The organism is Streptomyces boninensis (genome assembly GCF_048572725.1).
Lineage (GTDB): Bacteria > Actinomycetota > Actinomycetes > Streptomycetales > Streptomycetaceae > Streptomyces > Streptomyces boninensis.
Genome location: NZ_CP183837.1, coordinates 1,886,631 through 1,905,043, shown reverse-complemented (window position 1 = coordinate 1,905,043; position 18,413 = coordinate 1,886,631). Strand labels below are relative to the sequence as shown.

At 72.4% G+C, this 18,413-nt stretch carries 15 protein-coding genes; 7 read left to right on the top strand and 8 right to left on the bottom strand.

Annotated elements, in window-relative coordinates:
• Positions 1–26: 26 nt before the first annotated feature.
• Positions 27–1,295, bottom strand: a complete 1,269-nt coding sequence (locus tag ACNNMR_RS08515) for a TerD family protein (protein WP_420000296.1) — start codon at positions 1,293–1,295, stop codon at positions 27–29.
• Between the two features lie 16 nt (positions 1,296–1,311).
• The gene (locus ACNNMR_RS08510) at positions 1,312–2,349 is read right to left on the bottom strand and encodes a DMT family transporter (protein WP_419993921.1); all 1,038 of its coding nucleotides are present in this window, start codon (positions 2,347–2,349) and stop codon (positions 1,312–1,314) included.
• Positions 2,350–2,430: 81 nt separating this feature from the next.
• Between ACNNMR_RS08510 and ACNNMR_RS08505 the strand changes: the two genes are divergently transcribed.
• Positions 2,431–3,015 carry a TetR/AcrR family transcriptional regulator gene (locus ACNNMR_RS08505; RefSeq protein ID WP_419993920.1) on the top strand — a complete coding sequence of 195 codons (585 nt, stop codon included), beginning with the start codon at positions 2,431–2,433 and terminating at the stop codon, positions 3,013–3,015.
• A gap of 9 nt (positions 3,016–3,024) precedes the next feature.
• On the opposite strand, the gene ACNNMR_RS08500 is transcribed toward ACNNMR_RS08505, so the two are convergent.
• Entirely contained in the window at positions 3,025–3,834 is an 810-nt protein-coding gene (locus tag ACNNMR_RS08500) for an NAD-dependent epimerase/dehydratase family protein (RefSeq protein WP_419993919.1), read from the bottom strand.
• A 147-nt stretch (positions 3,835–3,981) separates the two neighbouring features.
• Between ACNNMR_RS08500 and ACNNMR_RS08495 the strand changes: the two genes are divergently transcribed.
• Positions 3,982–4,923 carry a 5-dehydro-4-deoxyglucarate dehydratase gene (locus ACNNMR_RS08495; protein ID WP_419993918.1) on the top strand — a complete coding sequence of 314 codons (942 nt, stop codon included), beginning with the start codon at positions 3,982–3,984 and terminating at the stop codon, positions 4,921–4,923.
• Positions 4,924–4,949: 26 nt separating this feature from the next.
• On the top strand, positions 4,950–6,149 hold the full coding sequence (locus ACNNMR_RS08490) for a hypothetical protein (protein WP_419993917.1): 1,200 nt from the start codon (positions 4,950–4,952) through the stop codon (positions 6,147–6,149).
• A 90-nt stretch (positions 6,150–6,239) separates the two neighbouring features.
• Here the strand turns inward: ACNNMR_RS08490 and ACNNMR_RS08485 are convergent, their stop codons facing one another.
• The gene (locus ACNNMR_RS08485) at positions 6,240–9,017 is read right to left on the bottom strand and encodes a reprolysin-like metallopeptidase (RefSeq protein WP_419993916.1); all 2,778 of its coding nucleotides are present in this window, start codon (positions 9,015–9,017) and stop codon (positions 6,240–6,242) included.
• A gap of 174 nt (positions 9,018–9,191) precedes the next feature.
• On the opposite strand from ACNNMR_RS08485, the gene ACNNMR_RS08480 reads away from it, so the two are divergent.
• The 3 genes from ACNNMR_RS08480 (at position 9,192) to ACNNMR_RS08470 (ending at position 14,174) form a co-directional block, all read left to right on the top strand.
• On the top strand, positions 9,192–9,782 hold the full coding sequence (locus ACNNMR_RS08480) for a TIGR03086 family metal-binding protein (protein WP_419993915.1): 591 nt from the start codon (positions 9,192–9,194) through the stop codon (positions 9,780–9,782).
• A gap of 92 nt (positions 9,783–9,874) precedes the next feature.
• Entirely contained in the window at positions 9,875–11,329 is a 1,455-nt protein-coding gene (locus ACNNMR_RS08475) for an NCS2 family permease (RefSeq protein ID WP_419993914.1), read from the top strand.
• Between the two features lie 19 nt (positions 11,330–11,348).
• Positions 11,349–14,174: a DEAD/DEAH box helicase family protein gene (locus ACNNMR_RS08470; protein WP_419993913.1), complete on the top strand. Its 2,826-nt coding sequence runs from the start codon at positions 11,349–11,351 to the stop codon at positions 14,172–14,174.
• A gap of 11 nt (positions 14,175–14,185) precedes the next feature.
• On the opposite strand, the gene ACNNMR_RS08465 is transcribed toward ACNNMR_RS08470, so the two are convergent.
• Positions 14,186–15,247 carry a P1 family peptidase gene (locus ACNNMR_RS08465; RefSeq protein ID WP_419993912.1) on the bottom strand — a complete coding sequence of 354 codons (1,062 nt, stop codon included), beginning with the start codon at positions 15,245–15,247 and terminating at the stop codon, positions 14,186–14,188.
• 184 nt (positions 15,248–15,431) lie between these two features.
• Here ACNNMR_RS08465 and ACNNMR_RS08460 point away from each other — a divergent pair, with 184 nt between their 5' ends.
• Positions 15,432–15,749, top strand: a complete 318-nt coding sequence (locus ACNNMR_RS08460) for a hypothetical protein (RefSeq protein ID WP_419993911.1) — start codon at positions 15,432–15,434, stop codon at positions 15,747–15,749.
• A gap of 86 nt (positions 15,750–15,835) precedes the next feature.
• On the opposite strand, the gene ACNNMR_RS08455 is transcribed toward ACNNMR_RS08460, so the two are convergent.
• From ACNNMR_RS08455 to ACNNMR_RS08445, 3 genes are read right to left on the bottom strand one after another with little or no spacing between them, the layout of a single operon-like run.
• Positions 15,836–16,408 (bottom strand): hydrolase, encoded by a 573-nt coding sequence (locus tag ACNNMR_RS08455; protein ID WP_419993910.1) that lies wholly within the window; start codon positions 16,406–16,408, stop codon positions 15,836–15,838.
• Positions 16,409–16,449: 41 nt separating this feature from the next.
• Positions 16,450–17,847 carry an MFS transporter gene (locus ACNNMR_RS08450; protein WP_419993909.1) on the bottom strand — a complete coding sequence of 466 codons (1,398 nt, stop codon included), beginning with the start codon at positions 17,845–17,847 and terminating at the stop codon, positions 16,450–16,452.
• Positions 17,844–18,299, bottom strand: coding sequence for a MarR family winged helix-turn-helix transcriptional regulator (locus ACNNMR_RS08445; RefSeq protein WP_419993908.1), 456 nt, complete (start codon positions 18,297–18,299; stop codon positions 17,844–17,846). The genes ACNNMR_RS08450 and ACNNMR_RS08445 overlap by 4 nt, the downstream gene beginning before the upstream one ends.
• Between the last annotated feature and the right edge of the window lie 114 nt (positions 18,300–18,413).

Sequence of the window (18,413 nt, the reverse complement as noted above, 5' to 3'; positions counted from 1 at the left end):
GGCGAAGGTGGTGGCCCGCGTGCGCGTTACAGGGCCGCGGCCGCCGGCTTGATCAGGCTGCGGACCGTGCGGCCGTCCAGGTACTGGCCCATGGCGGTCATTTCCCATTCGCCGCTGAACTGCTTGATCATCTTGCACATCAGGACCGCGGTGTTGGGCTGGGAGCCGGTCAGGTCGAAGCGGACCAGTTCCTCGTTGGTCTGGGCGTCCAGGAGGCGGCAGTAGGCCTTGGCCACGTCGGTGAACTTCTGGCCGGAGAAGGAGTTCACCGTGAAGACCAGGCCGGTGACCTCCGGGGGGAGGCCGCTGAGGTGGACGGTGATGGCTTCGTCGTCGCCTGCGCCCTCGCCGGTGAGGTTGTCGCCGGAGTGCTGGACCGCGCCGCCCAGGATCTGGAGCTTGCCGAAGAAGCAGGCGTCGATCTTCTTGCGGTCGGGGCCGTACGCGATGACGGACGCGTCCAGGTCGATGGACTTGGCGCGGCGGCCGGCGCCGTAGGCCGGCTCCCAGCCGAGGCCCATCTTGACCGAGCTGAGGAAGGGCTGGCCGCCCTTGACCAGGGAGACGGTCTGGTTCTTCTGGAGGCTTACCCGGCCCTTGTCGAGATTGATCTTGCCGCCGCCACCGGCGGCAGCCGGGGCCGGGGGTGCGGCATGGCCCTGCGGGGGCGGCAGCGGGGCCGCCTGCTGGCCGGCCGGCGGGGGCGGGGGCGTCTGCGCCATCGCGCGGGGCGGGGGCGGCGGCGTCGCCTGCGCCGGGGCCGGGGGCGGCGGGGCCGCCTGGGCCTGCGGCGGCGGGGTCGGGCCCGGGTCATCGACGCTCACGCCGAAGTCCGTGGCGATGCCCGCCAGGCCGTTCGCGTATCCCTGGCCCACCGCGCGCACCTTCCACGCGCCGCCGCGGCGGTAGATCTCCACGACCAGCAGCGCCGTCTCCGCGCCCAGCTGCGGCGGGGTGAAGGTGCCGATCACCGTGCCCGCGACGGCGTCGCGGACCGTGGCGGTCGGCTCCGTGCCCGAGAAGGTCGCGCCCGGCTGGTCCAGGCTCGCCGTCACCACCACCTTGTCGATGTCGGCGGGGACGGCCGCCGTGTCCACCGTGATCGTGTCGGCCGCGCCGGTCGACTGGTGGGTCACGCCCGGGCCCGACGGCTGGTTGAAGAAGATGAAGTCGTCGTCAGAGCGGACCTTGCCGGCCTCGCTGATGAGGAGGCCGGAGACGTCCAGGCGGACGGGGGCGGTCACGTCCACCGCCACCCGCACGGCGCTGAGCGGGAGGTTCGAGCCAGGGGTCATCGCAGTCATGACCGGGCTAACGAACGGTCTGGCTTTGCGGTTCCTTTGCAGTTCCCTTTTCCGAGGTCAGGTACGCCGGATTGGGTACGGAGCGGGTGGGTTCGGAGGGGATCGTTCCGGCCCCGGCGCGCTGCCGGCGTCCACCCACGCTCGCCGCGATCACCCCCGCGAGTGACACCGCCATCCCTGCCACGGCCAGCGGGCCCGGCCGGTCGCCGAACATCGCGTACGCCCACACCGCCGTCGTCGGCGGCGTCAGATACATCAGCGCGCTGGTGCGGGTCACCCCGCGCCGGGACAGGCTCAGCCAGTAGAAGCCGTAGCCGCCGACGGTCGACAGGAGCACGACCCAGGCCACCGCCGCCCAGAAGGCCCCGCCCTCCGGCGGCGCGCCGCGGCCGCCCGCGAGCGCCACGGCCGAGAAGAGCGCGGCGCTGGTCAGGCAGTGGATCGGGAGGGCGTCGACGGCCGGGAGCGGAGCCTTGGCGCGCCGCTCCAGGAAGCTCGCGCCGAGCAGCGCCGCCATCCCCGCGAAGGGGAGCGCGTACGCCCAGGTGGGGGTGGTGCTCGCCGTCGACATGTCGTCCCGTACGACCATGGCCACCCCCGCGAGGCCGATGACCAGGCCCGCCCACTGGCGGCGGGTGACGGTCTCGCCGAGCAGCCGTCCCGCCAGGGCGCCGGCGGCGAGCGGCTGGAGCGCGGCGATCAGCGCGGCGGTGCCCGTGGGGACGCCGAGGCCGACCGACCAGACGGTCGCGCCCAGGTAGCCGCCCTGGGAGAGGGTGCCGATGGCGGCCTGTTCCGCGAGGGCGCGGCGGGTGAGGGGGGTGCGGCGGGCGGCACGAGTGAGGCGGCTGCGCCTGGCGCCGATCGCGCGATACAGCAGCCAGGCGCCGCCCAGCAGTGCCGTCGCGGCGATGAAACGCCACATCAGCAGGGTGTCGGCGGGGGCCTCGCGGGTGCCGAGTTCGGCGCCTATGAAGCCGGAGCTCCAGAAGACGACGAGGCCGGCGGCGATGCCGGTGCCGGTGGCGGTGGCTGCGCCGGGCATGGAGTCTCCCTCCGCGGAGGTATACAGATCGGTTTACGTTCCGCCCCCCAGTGAACTAGACCGATCTGTATACTGCAAGTCATGGCTCAGACGACGGTTACGCCCGGTGCGCGGAAGATCCTCGACGCGGCCGCGGAGCTGTTCTACGGGCAGGGCATCAACGCGGTCGGCGTCGATCTCATCGCCAAGCACGCCGGGGTTACGAAGAAGACGCTGTACGACCGGTTCGGGTCGAAGGACGCGCTGGTCGTGGCGTATCTGACGGAGCGCGATCAGCGCTATCGCGACTGGCTGCCCGCGGAGGTCGAGCGGCGCTCCGCAGGGGCGAGCGCGGGCGAGCGCGTCCTCGCCACCTTCGACGCGCTGGGGGAGTGGATGCGGATCGAGAATCCGCGCGGCTGCGGCTTCGTGAACGCCGCGGCGGAGCTGCCGGACCCGGCGCACCCGGGCCGGGCGGTGATCGACGCGCAGAAGCGCTGGATGCGCGGCTATCTGCGCGAGCTCAGCCAGGAGGCGGGAGTTGATGACCCCGGCCGCCTGGCCGACGAGCTACTGCTGCTGCATGAGGGCGCGACCGTGCTCAACGGCCTCGCGGTCGTCGAGGACGTGATCGCGCTGGCGCGAGGGTCAGCCGCCCGGGCGCTTGATGAACGAATGACAGGCTGAGCGGCCCCGTCAGCTGGGCCACCGCGGCGGGTTGCTGACCCACGGCCCGCCCATGTGCGCGTGGTCCGGATTCGCCGGATCCAGCTCGCCGTCCTCCGCCACCAGCTTCGCCGCCCACGGCTCCGAGTCGTCCCGCGGCTCGTACCCGAGCGAGCGCGCCGTCGTCAGATCCCACCACAGCCGGGTGTTGGCCGACGACCCGTACACCACCGTGTGACCCACCTCCGGGGCCGTAAGCGCCGCATGGAAGAGCCGCGCCCCGTCGTCCGGGCTGAGCCACAGCGAGAGCATGCGGACCGTGGACGGCTCCGGGAAGCAGGAGCCGATGCGGATCGAGACGGTCTCGATGCCGTGCTTGTCCCAGTACAGCTGCGCGAGGTCCTCGCCGAAGCACTTGGAAAGCCCGTAGAACGTGTCCGGGCGATGCCGCGTCTCCGGCGGCAGCTCTGCCGAGCCCGCCTCCGGCGTCGGGCTGAAGCCGATCGCGTGGTTGCTGGAGGCGAAGACGATACGGCGGATGCCCTCCTGGCGGGCCGCCTCGTAAATGTTGTACGTGCCCTGGAAGTTGCTTCGCAGCACGCTCTCGAAGTCGGACTCGAGGGAGATCCCGCCGAGGTGCAGGATCGCGTCGACCCCGCGCACCGCCTCCCGTACCGCCGCCGGGTCGGCCAGATCCGCGGTGAGCGCGTCCGGCGCGTCGGGCACCGGCTTCACGTCGCACAGCCGCAGCTCGTATCCGTACTCCGGGAGCCGGTCGCGCATCAGCGTGCCGACGCCGCCTGCCGCTCCGGTGACGAGGACGGTGCGGGGAGCGGGCATTGGGGCCTCCTTGCGGCGCTTTACGGGCGGTGATCCGGGACCTTGACCGGTGTGCGCGGGCTAGCCTAGCGTGGCTGCGTTCACGAATATAGACGACAGTCAGAAACGTGTACCCGTGCTGTCACAGGGATATCGCAGGGAGCTTCGATGACTCAAGGCCCGCCCGCGCTCGCCGACCGGCTCGACGGTCTTCTCTTCTTCCCGGTCACGGCCTTCGGCGCGGAGGACGGCGGCGTGGATCTCGAGGCCTACCGCGCCCACGTACGGGCCGGGGTCGAGGCGGGGGCGGGGGCCGTCTTCGCGTGCTGCGGGACCGGGGAGTATCACGCGCTGTCCCCCGAGGAGTTCAGCGACTGCCTCAGCGTCGCCGTCGAGGAGGGCGCCAGGGGCGGCGTGCCGGTGATCGCAGGGGCCGGCTACGGCACCGCCCTCGCCGTCCGCTACGCCCGGCTCGCCGCCGCCGCGGGCGCCGACGGGCTGCTGGCCATGCCGCCGTACCTCGTCCAGGCCGAACAGGCGGGCCTGGTCCGCCACTACGAGACGGTCGCCGCCGCCACCGACCTGCCCGTCATCGTCTACATGCGCGACAACGCCGTCTTCACCCCCGCCGCCGTCGTCGAACTCGCCCGCCACCCCAAGGTGATCGGCCTGAAGGACGGCCTCGGCGACCTCGACCTGATGCAGCGCATCGTCAGCGCCGTACGGGCCGAGGAGGCCGACCGCGACTTCCTGTACTTCAACGGCCTGCCCACCGCCGAGCTGACGGGGCTCGCCTACCGCGGCATCGGCATCACCCTCTACTCCTCCGCCGTCTTCTGCTTCGCCCCCGAGATCGCCCTAGCCTTCCGAAAAGGGTTGGTCGAAGGGGACGACGCGCTCTGCGAGCGGCTGCTCGACGGCTTCTACCGGCCATTTGTCGAACTGCGCAACCGTGGTCGCGGCTATGCGGTTTCGCTCGTCAAAGCCGGGGTACGCATGCGCGGACTCGACGTCGGCGAGGTGCGGCCACCGCTCACCGAACCTGCGCCGGAGCATGTGAAGGAGCTGGCCGCGCTGATCGAGCGCGGTCCGGCGCTCATCGACGGATGACCGATCACTGAGGAGAGTCCTTACCCGTGAAGACCTCCGCCTTCCTCTACCCCTGGGACGTCGTCGGCGACCCCGCCGCCGCCGACCGCGTCGCCGCCCTCGGCGTCGACCAGGTGACGCTGGCCTCCGCGTACCACTCCACCCGCGCCCTCACCCCGCGCCACCCCCGGCACCGCATCGTCACGGCCCGCCACGCCGCCGTCCTCTACCCCGTGGACGAGGCCCGCTGGCTGGGACGGCGGCTCCGGCCGTACGCACAGGACTGGGTCGCGGGCGAGGACCCCTTCGGGGAGGCGGCGACGGCGCTCGGCGCGGCCGGCCTCGACGTACACACGTGGGTGGTGCTCGCGCACAACTCCCGTATGGGCGCCGAGCATCCGGACACCTCCGTCGTGAACGCCTACGGCGACCGCTACCCATGGGCCCCCTGCATCGCCCAGCGCGAGGTCCGCGACTACGTCGTGGAGCTGGCGGCGGAGGCCGCGGTGCGGCCGGGGGCGGCGGGCTGCGAGCTGGAGTCCCTCGGCTGGTACGGGCTGGCGCACCTGCACGCGCACGACAAGATCGGTGGGGTGGCGCTGGGCGGGGCGGCTCAGTATCTGATGTCGCTGTGCTTCTGCCCGGCCTGCGAGGCCGGTTACGCGTCGGTGGGCATCGGGGCGGCGGAGCTGCGCTCCGTCGTGCGGCGGGCGCTGGGGCCGGTGTGGTCGGGCGAGCCGGGCGCGGGCTCCGCCGACCGGGCCGGGGAGTGGGCCGAGGTGGAGAAGCTGCTCGGCGCGGACCTCGCGGCGGCGACGCTGGCGTGGCGCACGCGGGCGGCGCGGGAGACGCAGGAGGCGGCGATAGACGCGGTGCGGGTGCACGCGGAGCCGGGCTTCCAGGTGCTGCTGCACGCGGATCCGGCGGTCCACCGGTGCGGCGCGAATGCCGGCGTCGACCCCGGGCACATCCTTGCCGAGGCGGACGGGGTGGTGCTGCCCTGCGGGGGCGGGCGCGCGGCCCGCGAAGCGGTGCTGGGGCCGTTCAAGGCGGCCGGCGCCGAGGGCGAGTCGAGGGTGCTCGCGGCGAACTTCACCGTGGTCGGCGGCATGGGCGGCAGCCCGGCGACGCTGGGGGACGACGCGGCGCATGCGGTGTCGCTGGGCGCGACGGAGCTGCGGCTGTACCACGCGGGCCTGGCGTCGGACGGCGACCTGGCGGCGGTACGGGACGCGCTGCGCGCGTAGACGCGGGGGCGCATAGCCGCGTAGGCGCGGGACGAAGCGCCGAAGGCGCCGCCGGACCACCCCGGCGGCGCCCGGTGTACGCGGGTCGGGTTACTTCCTCTTGGGCTTCGCCTTGGCCTTGGCCTTGCTCCCGTGGATCGTCGCGCGAGTCTCCGCGGCCTGTGCACTGATGGTCGCGAGGACCGGCTTGGGAAGGCCCTTGTCGCGGAATGTCGCCACCATCTTCTCCAGGACGGCGTCCGCCTCCACGAGGTTTCCGTCCTTGGCGTGGACGCGCGCGAGGCGGCGCATCGCCGCGTTGAGCGTGATGTTGTCGAGGCCCACCTCGCCCGTGGAGGCCTTGATGGCGGCGCCGAGCTGCTGGACGCTCTCCTTGATGTTGGGGTCGCGGACGACGACCCGGCCGTCGCGGATGTGCTGGAAGTGGCGGCCGGCGTTGGCGCCGCGGGCCAGCAGGGCGTGTGCCGTCAGCGGGTGGTCCGGGTAGCGCTCGATGGCCTCCTGCAAGGCGTCGTTGCCGTGCTGCAGTTGCGGTGCGTCGGAGCCGTGGAAGGCCAGCAGCTGGCCCTGGTCGTCGCCCATCAGGTACTCGCCGACGGCCCGGTCGCCCGAGGCGATCGGCTGGCGGACCCGGAGCGCCCGGGTGGCGGAGACCACCCGCGAGCCGTCGGGACCGCGATAGACGGCGGTGACCTTGTACAGGCCGGGCTCGCTGAAGTAGAGCCCGTCAGCGCCGTAGCCGAGGTATGCGCTCGCGTAGACGGCCGGCATGGCCGCGGTGAGCTTGACGGTGGTCTCGTCCGCGCCATGGCCTCCGCAGGTGCGCGAGAGGGGACGGAAGAGGCGGGCCCGGCCGTACGGGTCGATGACCGACACGGTCACATGGCCTGCCGTCGGGCTCAGGTCGGACGCGACGGTGACCTCGTCGCCGTTGCCGCTGCCCAGCTTGAGCTGGGCGACGACCGGCTCGCCGTACTCGAAGACGGACTGCCCCTGAAGCTCCAGCACGAGGCCGGATTCGTCCGTCAGCGGCTGTGCGAAGATCTCGCCGGCCGCGAGGTCACTGGCCGCGTTGGTGGCCCAGTTGCTGCCTCCCATGATCACGTGCCGGTAGAAGCCGTGTCGCAGGTGCCGGAGCTCGTTGTCGGTGAACCGGAACGGGAACGAGCTCCAGTACGCGTCGGTCCCGTTGGCGGTCGGCCCCTGATAGTTCTGCGGGTAGTTCATCCACGACAGATCGCCGTAGCCGTTCCGGGGCCCGAGCGGCGCCGGCGGGTTCACGCTCGCCTTGTCCCACGAGTGCACCAGGTTGAAGGCATGGCCGAGCTCGTGGACGTACGTATGCATGTCCCAGGCGCGGCCCGCCAGGCCGGCGTCCTGGATGCTCTGCGCGAACACGGCCATGCCCTGCCGCTGCAGCCCTGCCAGGTAGTCGAACATGATCCCGATCGCCCCCGAGCCGCCGGCGTACTTGCCCGCCACCAGGGCCCACAGCTTCCACTGCGGCACATCGCGGTACCCGCTGAAGTGGGCCACCATCGCCGTGTGCAGCTCGGCGTCCGACCACAGCAGGTCGGTGCCCGATTCGGTGGTGTCGAGGACATTGCGAGTGCCGGTGGTGCGCAGGTCTATGCCCGCCTCGGAGAAGGCGCTGGGCACGGTGATGACCCGGTTGACGTATCCGGGCGGGGTGGTGGCGTCGGCCGTGTCGTAGCCGGCGAGCTCGGTCTGCCCGGTCACCATGTCGAGTTCGTAGTCGACGGTGCGGAAGGCGGCCGTTTGCCAAAGGAGTTGCTGCCAGAGGTGGTGGTAGTAGTTCGCGTCGTTCAGCGTGAGCCAGGGGGCGGGCCGGCGCGACTGACCCACCTCGGTCAGGTAGATGAGGAAGTTGGTCTTGATGAGCTCTGGCGCCGGGGTGTCCCAGGCCAGGCCCTCTCCCGTCACCACGACGTAGGTGTCCGTCCAGCGCACGTCCGCGCTGGTCGAGCGGAACGAGTTGGCGTAGGTCGTGGTCCCGCCGGACACCGAGAAGATGTCGCCGCTGATCATGGACAGCGTGCCGGGGCGGTCCACATCGAGCCGCACCTCGATGATCTTGTCGGCGCTGGTGCCCCGGTACGTCCCGGACAGCGGGAGGTACTGCCGCTTGAATGCCGCGGGCAGCGCGTCCAGGCCCGTGAGCAGAGAGGTGAGCGAGCCGGACTTCTCCACCCCGGTCTGCCAGTTGAGGATCAGCCCCTGCGTCCCCTTGACGATCAGTGAACGGGGTACGCCGCCGGACGCGGGCGCGAGCGCGACGACGTGGTCGAGGTCCGAACGGAAGTCGGCCGGCAGCGCGGCCCAGCCCGGCTGGTCGGGGCCGGGGCCCTCGGTGATCAGCACATTGCGTTCGATGGGCTGCCACGGCACATCCGGGTTGTAGGTGAGGACCCGGTTGCCCTTGAACACGTACGTGCGCCACTGCGGCCCCGTCGCGCCGGGGGCCTGCAGCAGCACGTCGACGCCGGACTGGAAGTCGGCGGGCAGGAACTGCAGCATCGCCAGCGGCTGCTTCTGCACGACGCCCGTGCCCACGCGGTACGTCAGGCTTTCGCCGCGGGTGATGAACAGGAAGTTCTTCGCCCCGTTCGACTCGTCGGGCAGTTGCAGCACGGCCTCGGGATATAGCGCGAAGTCCTGGTACTGGGCCTGCGCCAGGTCCGCGAAGGCGCCACCGTACGCACTGGCGGTCGATGACTCGGACAACAGACCCGACTCGCTGATGCTCGCGGCCGTCCCGGGCCGGAGGAACATCGCGGACCACCCGTCCGCCTTCGGGTACGACACTGCGCAGCGGAATCCCGTTTCCTTGTGCCTGAGGAACGCCATCAGCGCCCCCCTCTCTGGAAGGATCGCGGCTCGACATGCGCGAACGCTGAGGCCATCACCTCACCACCGGACCAGGGCCTGCGCAGCGCCGATTGTCGGCCAAGTGGCGATGAGTTTTCGGCGGAGCCCGGGTCTCCATATGTGGCAGCGATCACCGCAGATGGAGGTACGGACATGAGTGTGCACGTGGACCTGGGGGCGCAGGCCGGAGTGGTGGCCAAGGTGGCCGCCGGGGTTCGGGATGAGCAGCTCGACGGGCCGACTCCCTGCCCCGAGTACACCGTCCGCGATCTGCTGGCGCATCTCGTCGGGCTCGCCGTGGCCTTCCGGGACGCCGGCCGCAAGGACCTCGGCGAGTCGACCAACACCGACCCGGGCGCGGGGCTGCCGCCGCTGCCCGCCGACTGGCGCGACGCCCTGCCCGCGCGGCTCGGCGAGCTCGCCGAGGCCTGGCGGGAGCCGGGTGCGTGGGACGGGATGACGCAGGCCGGCGGCTTCACTTTCCCGGCGGCGGAGGCGGGCCTCGTCGCCTGCAATGAAATCGTGATCCACGGCTGGGACCTCGCCCGGGCCACCGGCCAGGCGTACGAGCCAGACCCGGCCGCCCTCGACGCCTCGATGCGGCTGCTGGCGGCCGGGAAGGACGAGGCCGAGCGCGGCCCGTTCGGGCCGGTCGTGGCCGTACGGGACGATGCCCCCGCGATCGACCGGGCGGCGGGGCTGGCCGGGCGGCGGCCCGACTGGGAACCGCTGCCGGTGGCGTGATCACGTAACACTTCGAAAACCTGAAACGGCGCCTCAGCGGGCACAATCCCCCTGCCAGTAACACGCGTTCCAGTCCGCTGAGGAGCACCGCCATGTCAGGACAGGTGACAGACAAGGTCCCGCCGCCACCCGCCGCGGGTGGCCGCAATCCCCTCGACCGCTTCTTCCGGATCACCGCCCGGGGGTCCACCCCCGGCAGGGAGATACGCGGCGGGTTCGCCACCTTCTTCACGATGGCGTACATCCTCGTCCTCAACCCGATCATCCTCGCCGGCGCCGAGGACAAGTACGGCAACCACCTGTCCATCGCCCAACTGGTCACCGTCACCGCCCTGGTGGCCGCGGTGATGACCATCGCCATGGGCGTCGGCGGCAATCTGCCGGTCGCCATCGCGGCCGGGCTCGGGCTGAATGCCGTCGTGGCGTATCAGATCGCGCCGCAGATGAGCTGGGCCGATGCGATGGGCCTCGTCGTCCTGGACGGGCTCGTCATCTGCCTGCTGGTGGTGACCGGGCTGCGGGAAGCCGCCATGCATGCCATTCCGCAGGCGATGAAGCAGGCGATCAGCGTCGGGATCGGGATGTTCATCGCGTTCATCGGCTTCATCGACGCCGGGTTCGCCACCCGGATTCCCGGCGAGACGGGGTCGGTGCCGGTGCAGCTCGGCGGGACCGGGCGGCTCGAAGGGTGGCCGGTGCTGGTCTTCTGCCTGGGGGTGCTGCTGACCGTCGCGCTGCTCGCGCGTGGGGTGCGCGGCGCGATCCTCATCAGCATCGTCGCAATGACCGGCGTGGCGATCGTGATCAACGAGATCGCGGACATCAAGAACGCGGCGTGGGGGCTGACCGTGCCTTCCTGGCCGGACGACGTCGTGGCCACGCCGGACTTCGGGCTGCTGGGGAACTTCAGCCTGCTCGGGGCCTTCGACGAGGTCGGCGCGGTCACCGTCGTCCTCATCGTCTTCACGCTCATCCTCTCCGACTTCTTCGACACCATGGGCACGGTCGTCGGCGTCAGCAGCGAGGCCGGACTGCTGGACGAGCAGGGGCGGGTGCCGAACATCGGGCGGGTGCTGCTTATCGACGGCGCGGCGGCCGTCGCCGGGGGCGCCGCCTCCGCTTCCTCCAACACCGCCTACATCGAGTCGGCGGCGGGCGTCGGCGAAGGCGCGCGTACGGGCCTCGCCAACGTCGTCACCGGTGGCCTCTTCGCCCTCGCGCTCTTCTTCGCCCCGCTGGCCGCCATCGTCCCGGCCCAGGCGGCCGCACCCGCCCTGATCGCGGTCGGATTCCTGCTCATCGCGCAGGTCCGGCACATCGACTGGACCCGCTATGACATCGCCATCCCGGCCTTCCTCACCATCGCCGTGATGCCGTTCACGTACTCGATCACCAATGGCATCGGGGCGGGGTTTATCGCGTACTGCCTGATCAAGACCGTCCTCGGCAAGGCCAGGGACGTGCACTGGCTGCTGTGGGGCACGTCGGCGTTCTTCGTCGTGTACTTCGCCATCGACCCGGTGGAGCAGCTCCTGGGTGTCAGTTGAAGCGCCTAACCTTGGCCGGATGACGGGGAGCAAGGCCGCCGGGGTGATGGCGGGGGTGCGGGAGCCTGCTGGGCTGCGGGTGCATCAGGCCGAGGCGCTGGCGGAGTTGGAGCGGGTCTTTGCCGGTGGGCGGCGGCGGGCGTGGGTCGTGCTGCCGCCGGGGACCGGGAAGACGCTGGCCGGGCTCGAGGCGGCGCGGCGGCTCGGGCGGCCGGTGGTCGTGCTCGGGCCGAACACCGCTATCCAGGGACAGTGGGTGCGGGAGTGGGGCCGGCGGTTCGCGGGGGCGCCCGCTGCCGGTACGGGGCGGGGGCTGGAGGACGCGGTCAATGTCCTCACGTATCAGGCGCTGGCCAACTTCGACCCGGATGCGGAGGTGGACGAGGAGGGCGGCGCCTCCGCCGCGCCCGCCTCGCATATCGAGCGGCTGCGGCCGCAGGGGCGGGAAGTCGTCGAGGCCATGCGCGGGCTCGGCGACTTCACGCTGCTGCTCGACGAGTGCCATCACCTTCTCGATACGTGGGGGGAGCTGGTGGCGGAGCTGCTGCGGGAGCTGCCTGCGGCCACCGTCATCGGGCTGACCGCCACGCCTCCTGAGCGGCTGACGCGGGGCGAGGCGGCGCTGGTCGATGAGCTCTTCGGGCCCGCGGTGACGGGGCCGTCCATCCCCGCTGCCGTACGGGAGGGGTTCCTGGCGCCGTTCGCGGAGCTGGCGTGGCTGACCGCGCCGACCGCGGAGGAGGGAGAGTGGCTGGCGGCGGAGGCGGAGCGGTTCACGGAGCTGACCACGGATCTGCTCGATCCGGGGTTTGCGTCGGTGCCATTCCTGGAGTGGCTGGACGAGCGCGTCGTCGCGCGGCGGCGGGCGGGGTCCGACCGGCCTGCGGTGTCATGGCCGCGCTTCGAGCGCGAGCATCCTGATCTTGCCGCGGCGGCGCTGCGCTTTCATCACGCCGGGCTGCTTGCGCTCCCTGATGGCGCGCGGGTACGGGAGGAGCACCGGCACGCGCCCGGCGCCGCCGACTGGGTGTGCCTGCTCGACGACTACGTCACCCGCTGCCTGCGCCGCGGCGGGACGGCCCGGGATGCGGCGGCGGTCGAGGCGATCCGTACCGCTCTGCCGGCCGTCGGCTACGCGCTGACTGCCCGCGGCGTACGGGGCGGCCGCTCGCCGGTCGACCGGGTGCTGGCGCGCAGCGCCGCCAAGACCCGGGCGGTGCGGGAGATCCTCGGCGCCGAGCAGGCGGCGCTCGGCGACCGGCTGCGTGCGGTGGTGCTCTGCGACTACGAGCGGGCCACGGCCACCCTTCCGGCCCGGCTGACCGGCGTACTCGATGAACAGGCGGGCGCGGCGCGGCTGGTGCTGGCCGAGCTGCTGGCGGATGAGCGGACGGCGGCGCTGGAGCCGGTGCTGGTGACGGGTCGTACGGTCGCGGCGTCGGCGCGGACGGCGAAGGCGCTGGCGGAGTTCTGCGCGGAGCGGGAGCCGGGGGTGCGGCTGGATCCGATCGATCCGGCGGGGGACGGGCCCGTAGAGCTCACCGGGTCCGGGGGGTGGCAGAGCAGGCGGTGGGTGCCGCTGGTGACACGGTTCTTCGAGGAGGGCGGCGCGCGGGTGCTGATCGGGACCCGGGCGATGCTGGGGGAGGGGTGGGACGCGCGCGGGGTGAACACCCTTGTCGACCTCACCGAGGCGACGACCGCGACCGCCGTTGTGCAGACGCGGGGGCGGGCGCTGCGTACGGATCCGGCGTGGCCGGAGAAGACCGCGCATACGTGGTCGGTGGTGTGTGTGGCGGCCGGGCATCCGAAGGGGGCGGCGGACTGGGAGCGGTTCGTGCGCAAGCACGACGACTACTTCGGGATCACGGATGCGGGGGAGGTGATGGCCGGGGTCGCGCATGTGCATCCGGAGCTGTCGCCTTATGCGCCGCCGGGGGAGGGGGAGTTCGACCGGTTCAATGCGGTGATGCTGCGGCGGGCCGGGGAGCGGGAGCGGGTGCGCGAGCTGTGGCGGGTGGGGGAGCCGTATGACGATCGGCTGGTGCATACGGTGCGGGTGGCTGGGGGTGGGGTGCGGACGCCTGCTGGGCCGGAGCGTGCCGGGGCCGTCCCGGGGGTCCCTCCCGCCGCCGTCCCCGCCGCGCGCGGGATCACGCCGGTGCGGCGGCCGCGCTGGTGGCCGCCCGTCGCGGGTGGCGTCGCCGTGGATCTGGCGGTGGCGCTTTCGGTGCCCGAGTACGGGGCGGCGGCCGGGGTCGCCGCGGGTGCGGCCGCGTGGTGGGGTGCGCGGGCCGGCGGGCGTGCCGTGGCGGGGCGGCGGCAGCTGCGGGCGGCGGCGCCGGTCCCGGGGGAGGCGGATCTGACCGCGCTGGCCTACGCGTTGGCGGACGGGCTGCGCGGAGCCGGGCTGACGCCGCGGGGTGCGGAGGCCGTGGTGGTGGCGCCGGGGGAGACGGGCACGTACCGGATCGAACTTGCCGGGGTGCCGCCCGCGGCGTCGGCGTGCTTTGCGTCGGCGTATGACGAGCTGATCTCGCCGGTGACGGCTTCGGCGCGGTATCTGCTGCCGCGGTGGGTGGTCGGGGAGCGGGGTTACGTGGCCGGGTGGCGGCTGCTGGCGGGGCGGTCGCGGGCGAATGAGGCCGTGTATCACGCGGTGCCGGCGGTGCTCGGGGAGAACCGGCGGCGGGTGGATGCGCTGGTGGCGGGCTGGCGGACGTGGGTCGGGGTGGGGGAGCCGGTGTATGCGCGGAGCCCGGAGGGGGTCGGGCTGCTTGCGGCGTGGACGGGGGTGTCGCCGGTGGAGGGGAGTACGACGGTGTTGCGGGCGGCTTGGGCTTGAGGGCGGGTGGGCTACTCGCCTTCTGTCTTCCGAGTGCGGAGCAGCTTGCGGACCTCGTTCAGGGGGATCGCGCGGCGGGTGGTTCCGGCGTGGCCGGTGACCGTCGTGGCCATGAAGAGGGAGTTGTAGATCGCTTCCTCGGTGGCGTCGAGGGCTGCGCGGAACAGTGGGGTGGTGGCCGAGTTGGGGAGCGGGCCGGTGGCGGGGGCCGGGGGTTCGCGGACCTCGGGTGAGGTGGAGAAGGCCAGGGCGATGTCGCCGCTGCCGTTGGAGTAGGAGGCGCCGGTACGGGCCATGGCGAAGACCGCGCGGGCCGCAAGGCGTTCGAGGTTGCGGGCGTGCAGAGGGGCGTCGGTGGCGAGGACCAGCATGCAGGAGCCGTCGGCGGAGGTGTCGGTGGTGTCGGTGGCGTTGTCGGGTGACAGGTGTTCGCCGACCGGGGCGCCGTCGATCCGTAGCGCGCCGCCGTAGTTGGTCTGGACGAGGGCGCCGACGGTGTGTTCGCCGACCAGCCGTGAGGAGGTGCCGATGCCGCCCTTCCAGCCGAAGCACACGGTGCCCGTGCCCGCGCCGACGGTGCCCTCCGCCACCGGGCCGCCGGTGGCGGAGGCGATCGCCGCGCGGACGTGCTCGGCGGTGACATGGCGGCCGCGGATGTCGTTGAGCTCGCCGTCGTTGACCTCGCCGACCAGTGCGTTGACCGAGCGCACGGACTCGTTGCCGGGCTGGTCCAGCGTCCAGCCCACGGCTCCGTCGAGGCCGCTGGCCACGGAGAGGGTGTTGGTCAGGACGATCGGCGTTTCGATGGTGCCCAGCTCGGCCACCTGCACCGAGCCGGCGAGCTTGCCGAAGCCGTTGCCCACGTACACGGCGCCGGCGTTCTTCTCCCGGAACAGGTTGCCGGGGTGCGGCACGATCGCCGTAACCCCGGTCCTGACCCCCGGTTCCTGAACGAGGGTCACCTGGCCGACCGCGACCCCGGCGACATCGGTGATGGCATTGTGACGGCCGGTCGGCAGCCCGCCAGGCGCCACGCCCAGGTCGCGGGCGCGGGCGCGGATGTCCGTGGTCACGGGGTCCTCCAGTCGTCGCCGGGTCGCGATCCTACGTGCGGGAGGCGTGGCCGCGGCGCTCTTAAGCGCCGGGTAAGCGAAGGGCGGGTCTGCGGCCCGTGGGCGAGAGGGAAACGAAAGGCGCATCCTTGGCAGCGTTCCTGGTGCCGGAACACGCCGGCCGAATGGGAAAGCAGGAACAGCCATGTACCGGAAGAAGATCGCAGCCGTCGCCGCCTCCGTGATCGCCCTCGCGGGTCTGGGAGCCGGCGCTGCTCACGCGGCCCAGCCGACTACGGGCGCCGGCGGCGGCCACGGCGCCGTCGCCGGCAAGGCGGTCGAGCGGGCCGGTGAGCACGCCGGCCAGGCCGAAGGCGCCGTGGTCACCGTCAAGAAGACCGCGAACGGCAGCACCGTGACCACCGCCAAGAAGGCCGAGGACGAGGGCTCCCCGGCCCGCACCGAGCCGGCGAAGCCGGGCGCCGACAGCGTGCCCGCGCATGTCATCGGCAAGGCGCGCTGAGCCCGGACGGGGACAACCCGGGCACAAAGCCGCGGGCGGCTCGGGCTCTTGCCCGGCCGCCCGCTTCCGGTGCCGGCCCCGTCCGGCTACTTCAGCAGCGCCAGGACGTCCGCCGCCGTGCCCGTCTCGCCGAGCCGCGGGAAGATCCGCTGCACGCTGTTGGCGTGGGCATCGCCGTCCATGTCGGTCATCGCGTCCGTGGCAAGGGTGACGTGGTAGCCGTGCTCGTGCGCCGCGCGGGCCGTGGACTCCACGCCGATGCTCGTCGCGATGCCCGTCAGGACGATCTGGGTGATGCCGCGGCGGCGCAGCTGGAGGTCGAGGTCGGTGCCGTAGAACGCGGACCAGTTGTGCTTGGTGACCCGGATGTCCTTCGGGCCGGTGGCCAGTTCAGCCGAGAGTACGTCCCAGCCTTCCGGCAGCTCGCGGCCGCCCGCAGCGGCGTCCGTACGGCCCGGGACGGCGTCCGCGCCGTCCGCCCCGAAGGAGACATTGACCAGGACCACCGGCAGGTCGCGGGCCCGGAAGGCGTCGGCGAGCTCGACGTTCTTCTCCAGGACGCCGGCGGACGGGTGGGGGGCGCCGGGGATCCCGAGGATGCCGTTCTGCAGGTCGATGACGACCAGCGCGGTCTTCGGGTCGAGGGTGGTGACGGCCATGGTGGTGCTTCTTTCTGGTGTGAGTGTTCTCTTTGCGGGGGTCAGGCGGTGCGGCCGACGCGGCCCAGGGACCGGTCGGCGAGCGTCGCCGCGGTGAGGACGGCCCCGACCGCCAGCAGCATCCAGCCGAGCTGGTGCACGCCGGCCGTGGTGGCGCCGTCCTGGAAGGCGGCGGCGTTGGCCGCGGATGCGACCAGCGCGCCGAGGTAGGTGGAGGTGCGCAGCAGGCCCGCGGAGGAGCCCATGCGCTCCGGGGTGGCCTGGGCGTAGAGGGCGTTCTGATTGGCGAGGCCGATGAGGCCCTGGGGGATGCCGACCGCCACGCCGAGCAGCGCGAGCAGCAGCAGCGGGCTGCCGCCGCCGAGGGCCAGGAAGGCGGCGCCGGCGGCGAGCTGGACGAAGGCGCCGACGACGAGCTTGCCGCGGATCTGCGGGCGACGCCCGGTGGCGGCGGTGACCGCGATGGCGGCGAGCGACATGGGCAGCAGCAGCAACCCGGCCGTCGACGCGCTCAGCGACCGGCCCTCCTGCAGCCACTGGCTGAAGCCGTAGAGGAAGGAGTACGACGCGGTGTACGCCAGCAGCTGGCGGGCATAGGTGGCGAGCAGCGGGGCGTTGCCGCGGAGGATGCGCAGGTCGATGAAGGGGTCCTGGGCGCGCAGCTCCCGTATCGCGAAGGCCGTGCCGGCGGCGGCGGCGACTGGCAGCAGATACCAGTCCGAGGCGCGCGGCTCGACCAGGAAGAGCATCAGCGAGGTCAGCATCGCGGCAAACAGCACCATGCCGGGCAGGTCCACGCCCTGGGCCTTGGCCGGCTGCGCGGCGAGATCGCGGCGGCGGGGCAGCCACAGCCAGCCGAGGAGCAGGCAGGCGAGGGACAGCGGCACGTTCACCGCGAAGATCAGGTGCCAGCCGCCGGCGCCGATCAGCAGGCCGCCGAGGGTGGGGCCGATGACGGAGATGACCTGGTTGGAGATCGACAGGGCCGCGAGGATGCCGCTCGGGCTCTTCATGCCGGTGCGCTCCTGTTCGCTGCGGAGCAGGTACATGGACGCGGGGTACGCGGCCGAGGTGCCGAAGCCGAGCAGGACGCGGGAGAGGACCAGCACGCCGAGGGTGGGGGCGAGGACGCCGAGCAGGCCGGCGAGGCCCACGAGGGCGGTGCCGGAGAGGTAGAGGAGCTTGGGCCCGTACATGTCGACCAGGCGGCCGATCACCGGCTGGCCGACGGCCGTGGCCACATACAGGCCCGAGACCAGCCAGATGGTCTGCGACGGCGGCGCGTCGAAGGCGCGGCCGATCGGGATCAGGGCGACGGCGAGCATGGACGAGTTGATCGGGTTCAGGATCGAACCCAGGATCATGGGCGGGATCAGCTTCCGGTTGAAGCCGGGGGCTTCGCGCCGCGCCTGCCGGGCCGCCGCGAGCTTTGCCGTCATTGCGCTATCACCTCGTCCAGCAGCGCCATCGCCTCCGCGATGGTGTGCAGCTGCTCCTCCGTGCACTGTGCCTGCAGCGCCTGCGCCAGCAGCACCTGGCGGGCCCTGCGGTCGCCGTGCCGCTGCGTGCGGCCCCGTTCGGTGAGGGTGATCACCTGGCGCCTGCCGTCCGCGGGATCGGGGCGGCGGATGACGTAGCCGGCCTCCTCCAGCGCCGCGACGATCTTCGCCATGGACTGCGGGCGCATGCCCTCGGCGGCGGCGAGCTCGCTGGCCGAGGAGGGCCCGAGCTTGTCCAGCCGCGCCATCGCGGAGACCTGCGACGGGGAGAGGTCCCCCTCGCCGGGCAGCTCCCGCACCTTGCGGCGCAGTCTGCTGAGCACGACCCAGGTGGCCTCGGCGGCGCGGAGCGCGGGCTCGGGGACGGCGGGGCTGTCGATCTTCTCGGTCACGATCACCACCGTAAAACCTTCAGCCCAGGCTGTCCAGTTTCAGCTGTGCAGTTTGGGCTGCACATTGAAATGATCAAGGACTGGGAAAATCGCTGCCGCCCCGATGGCGGCTGG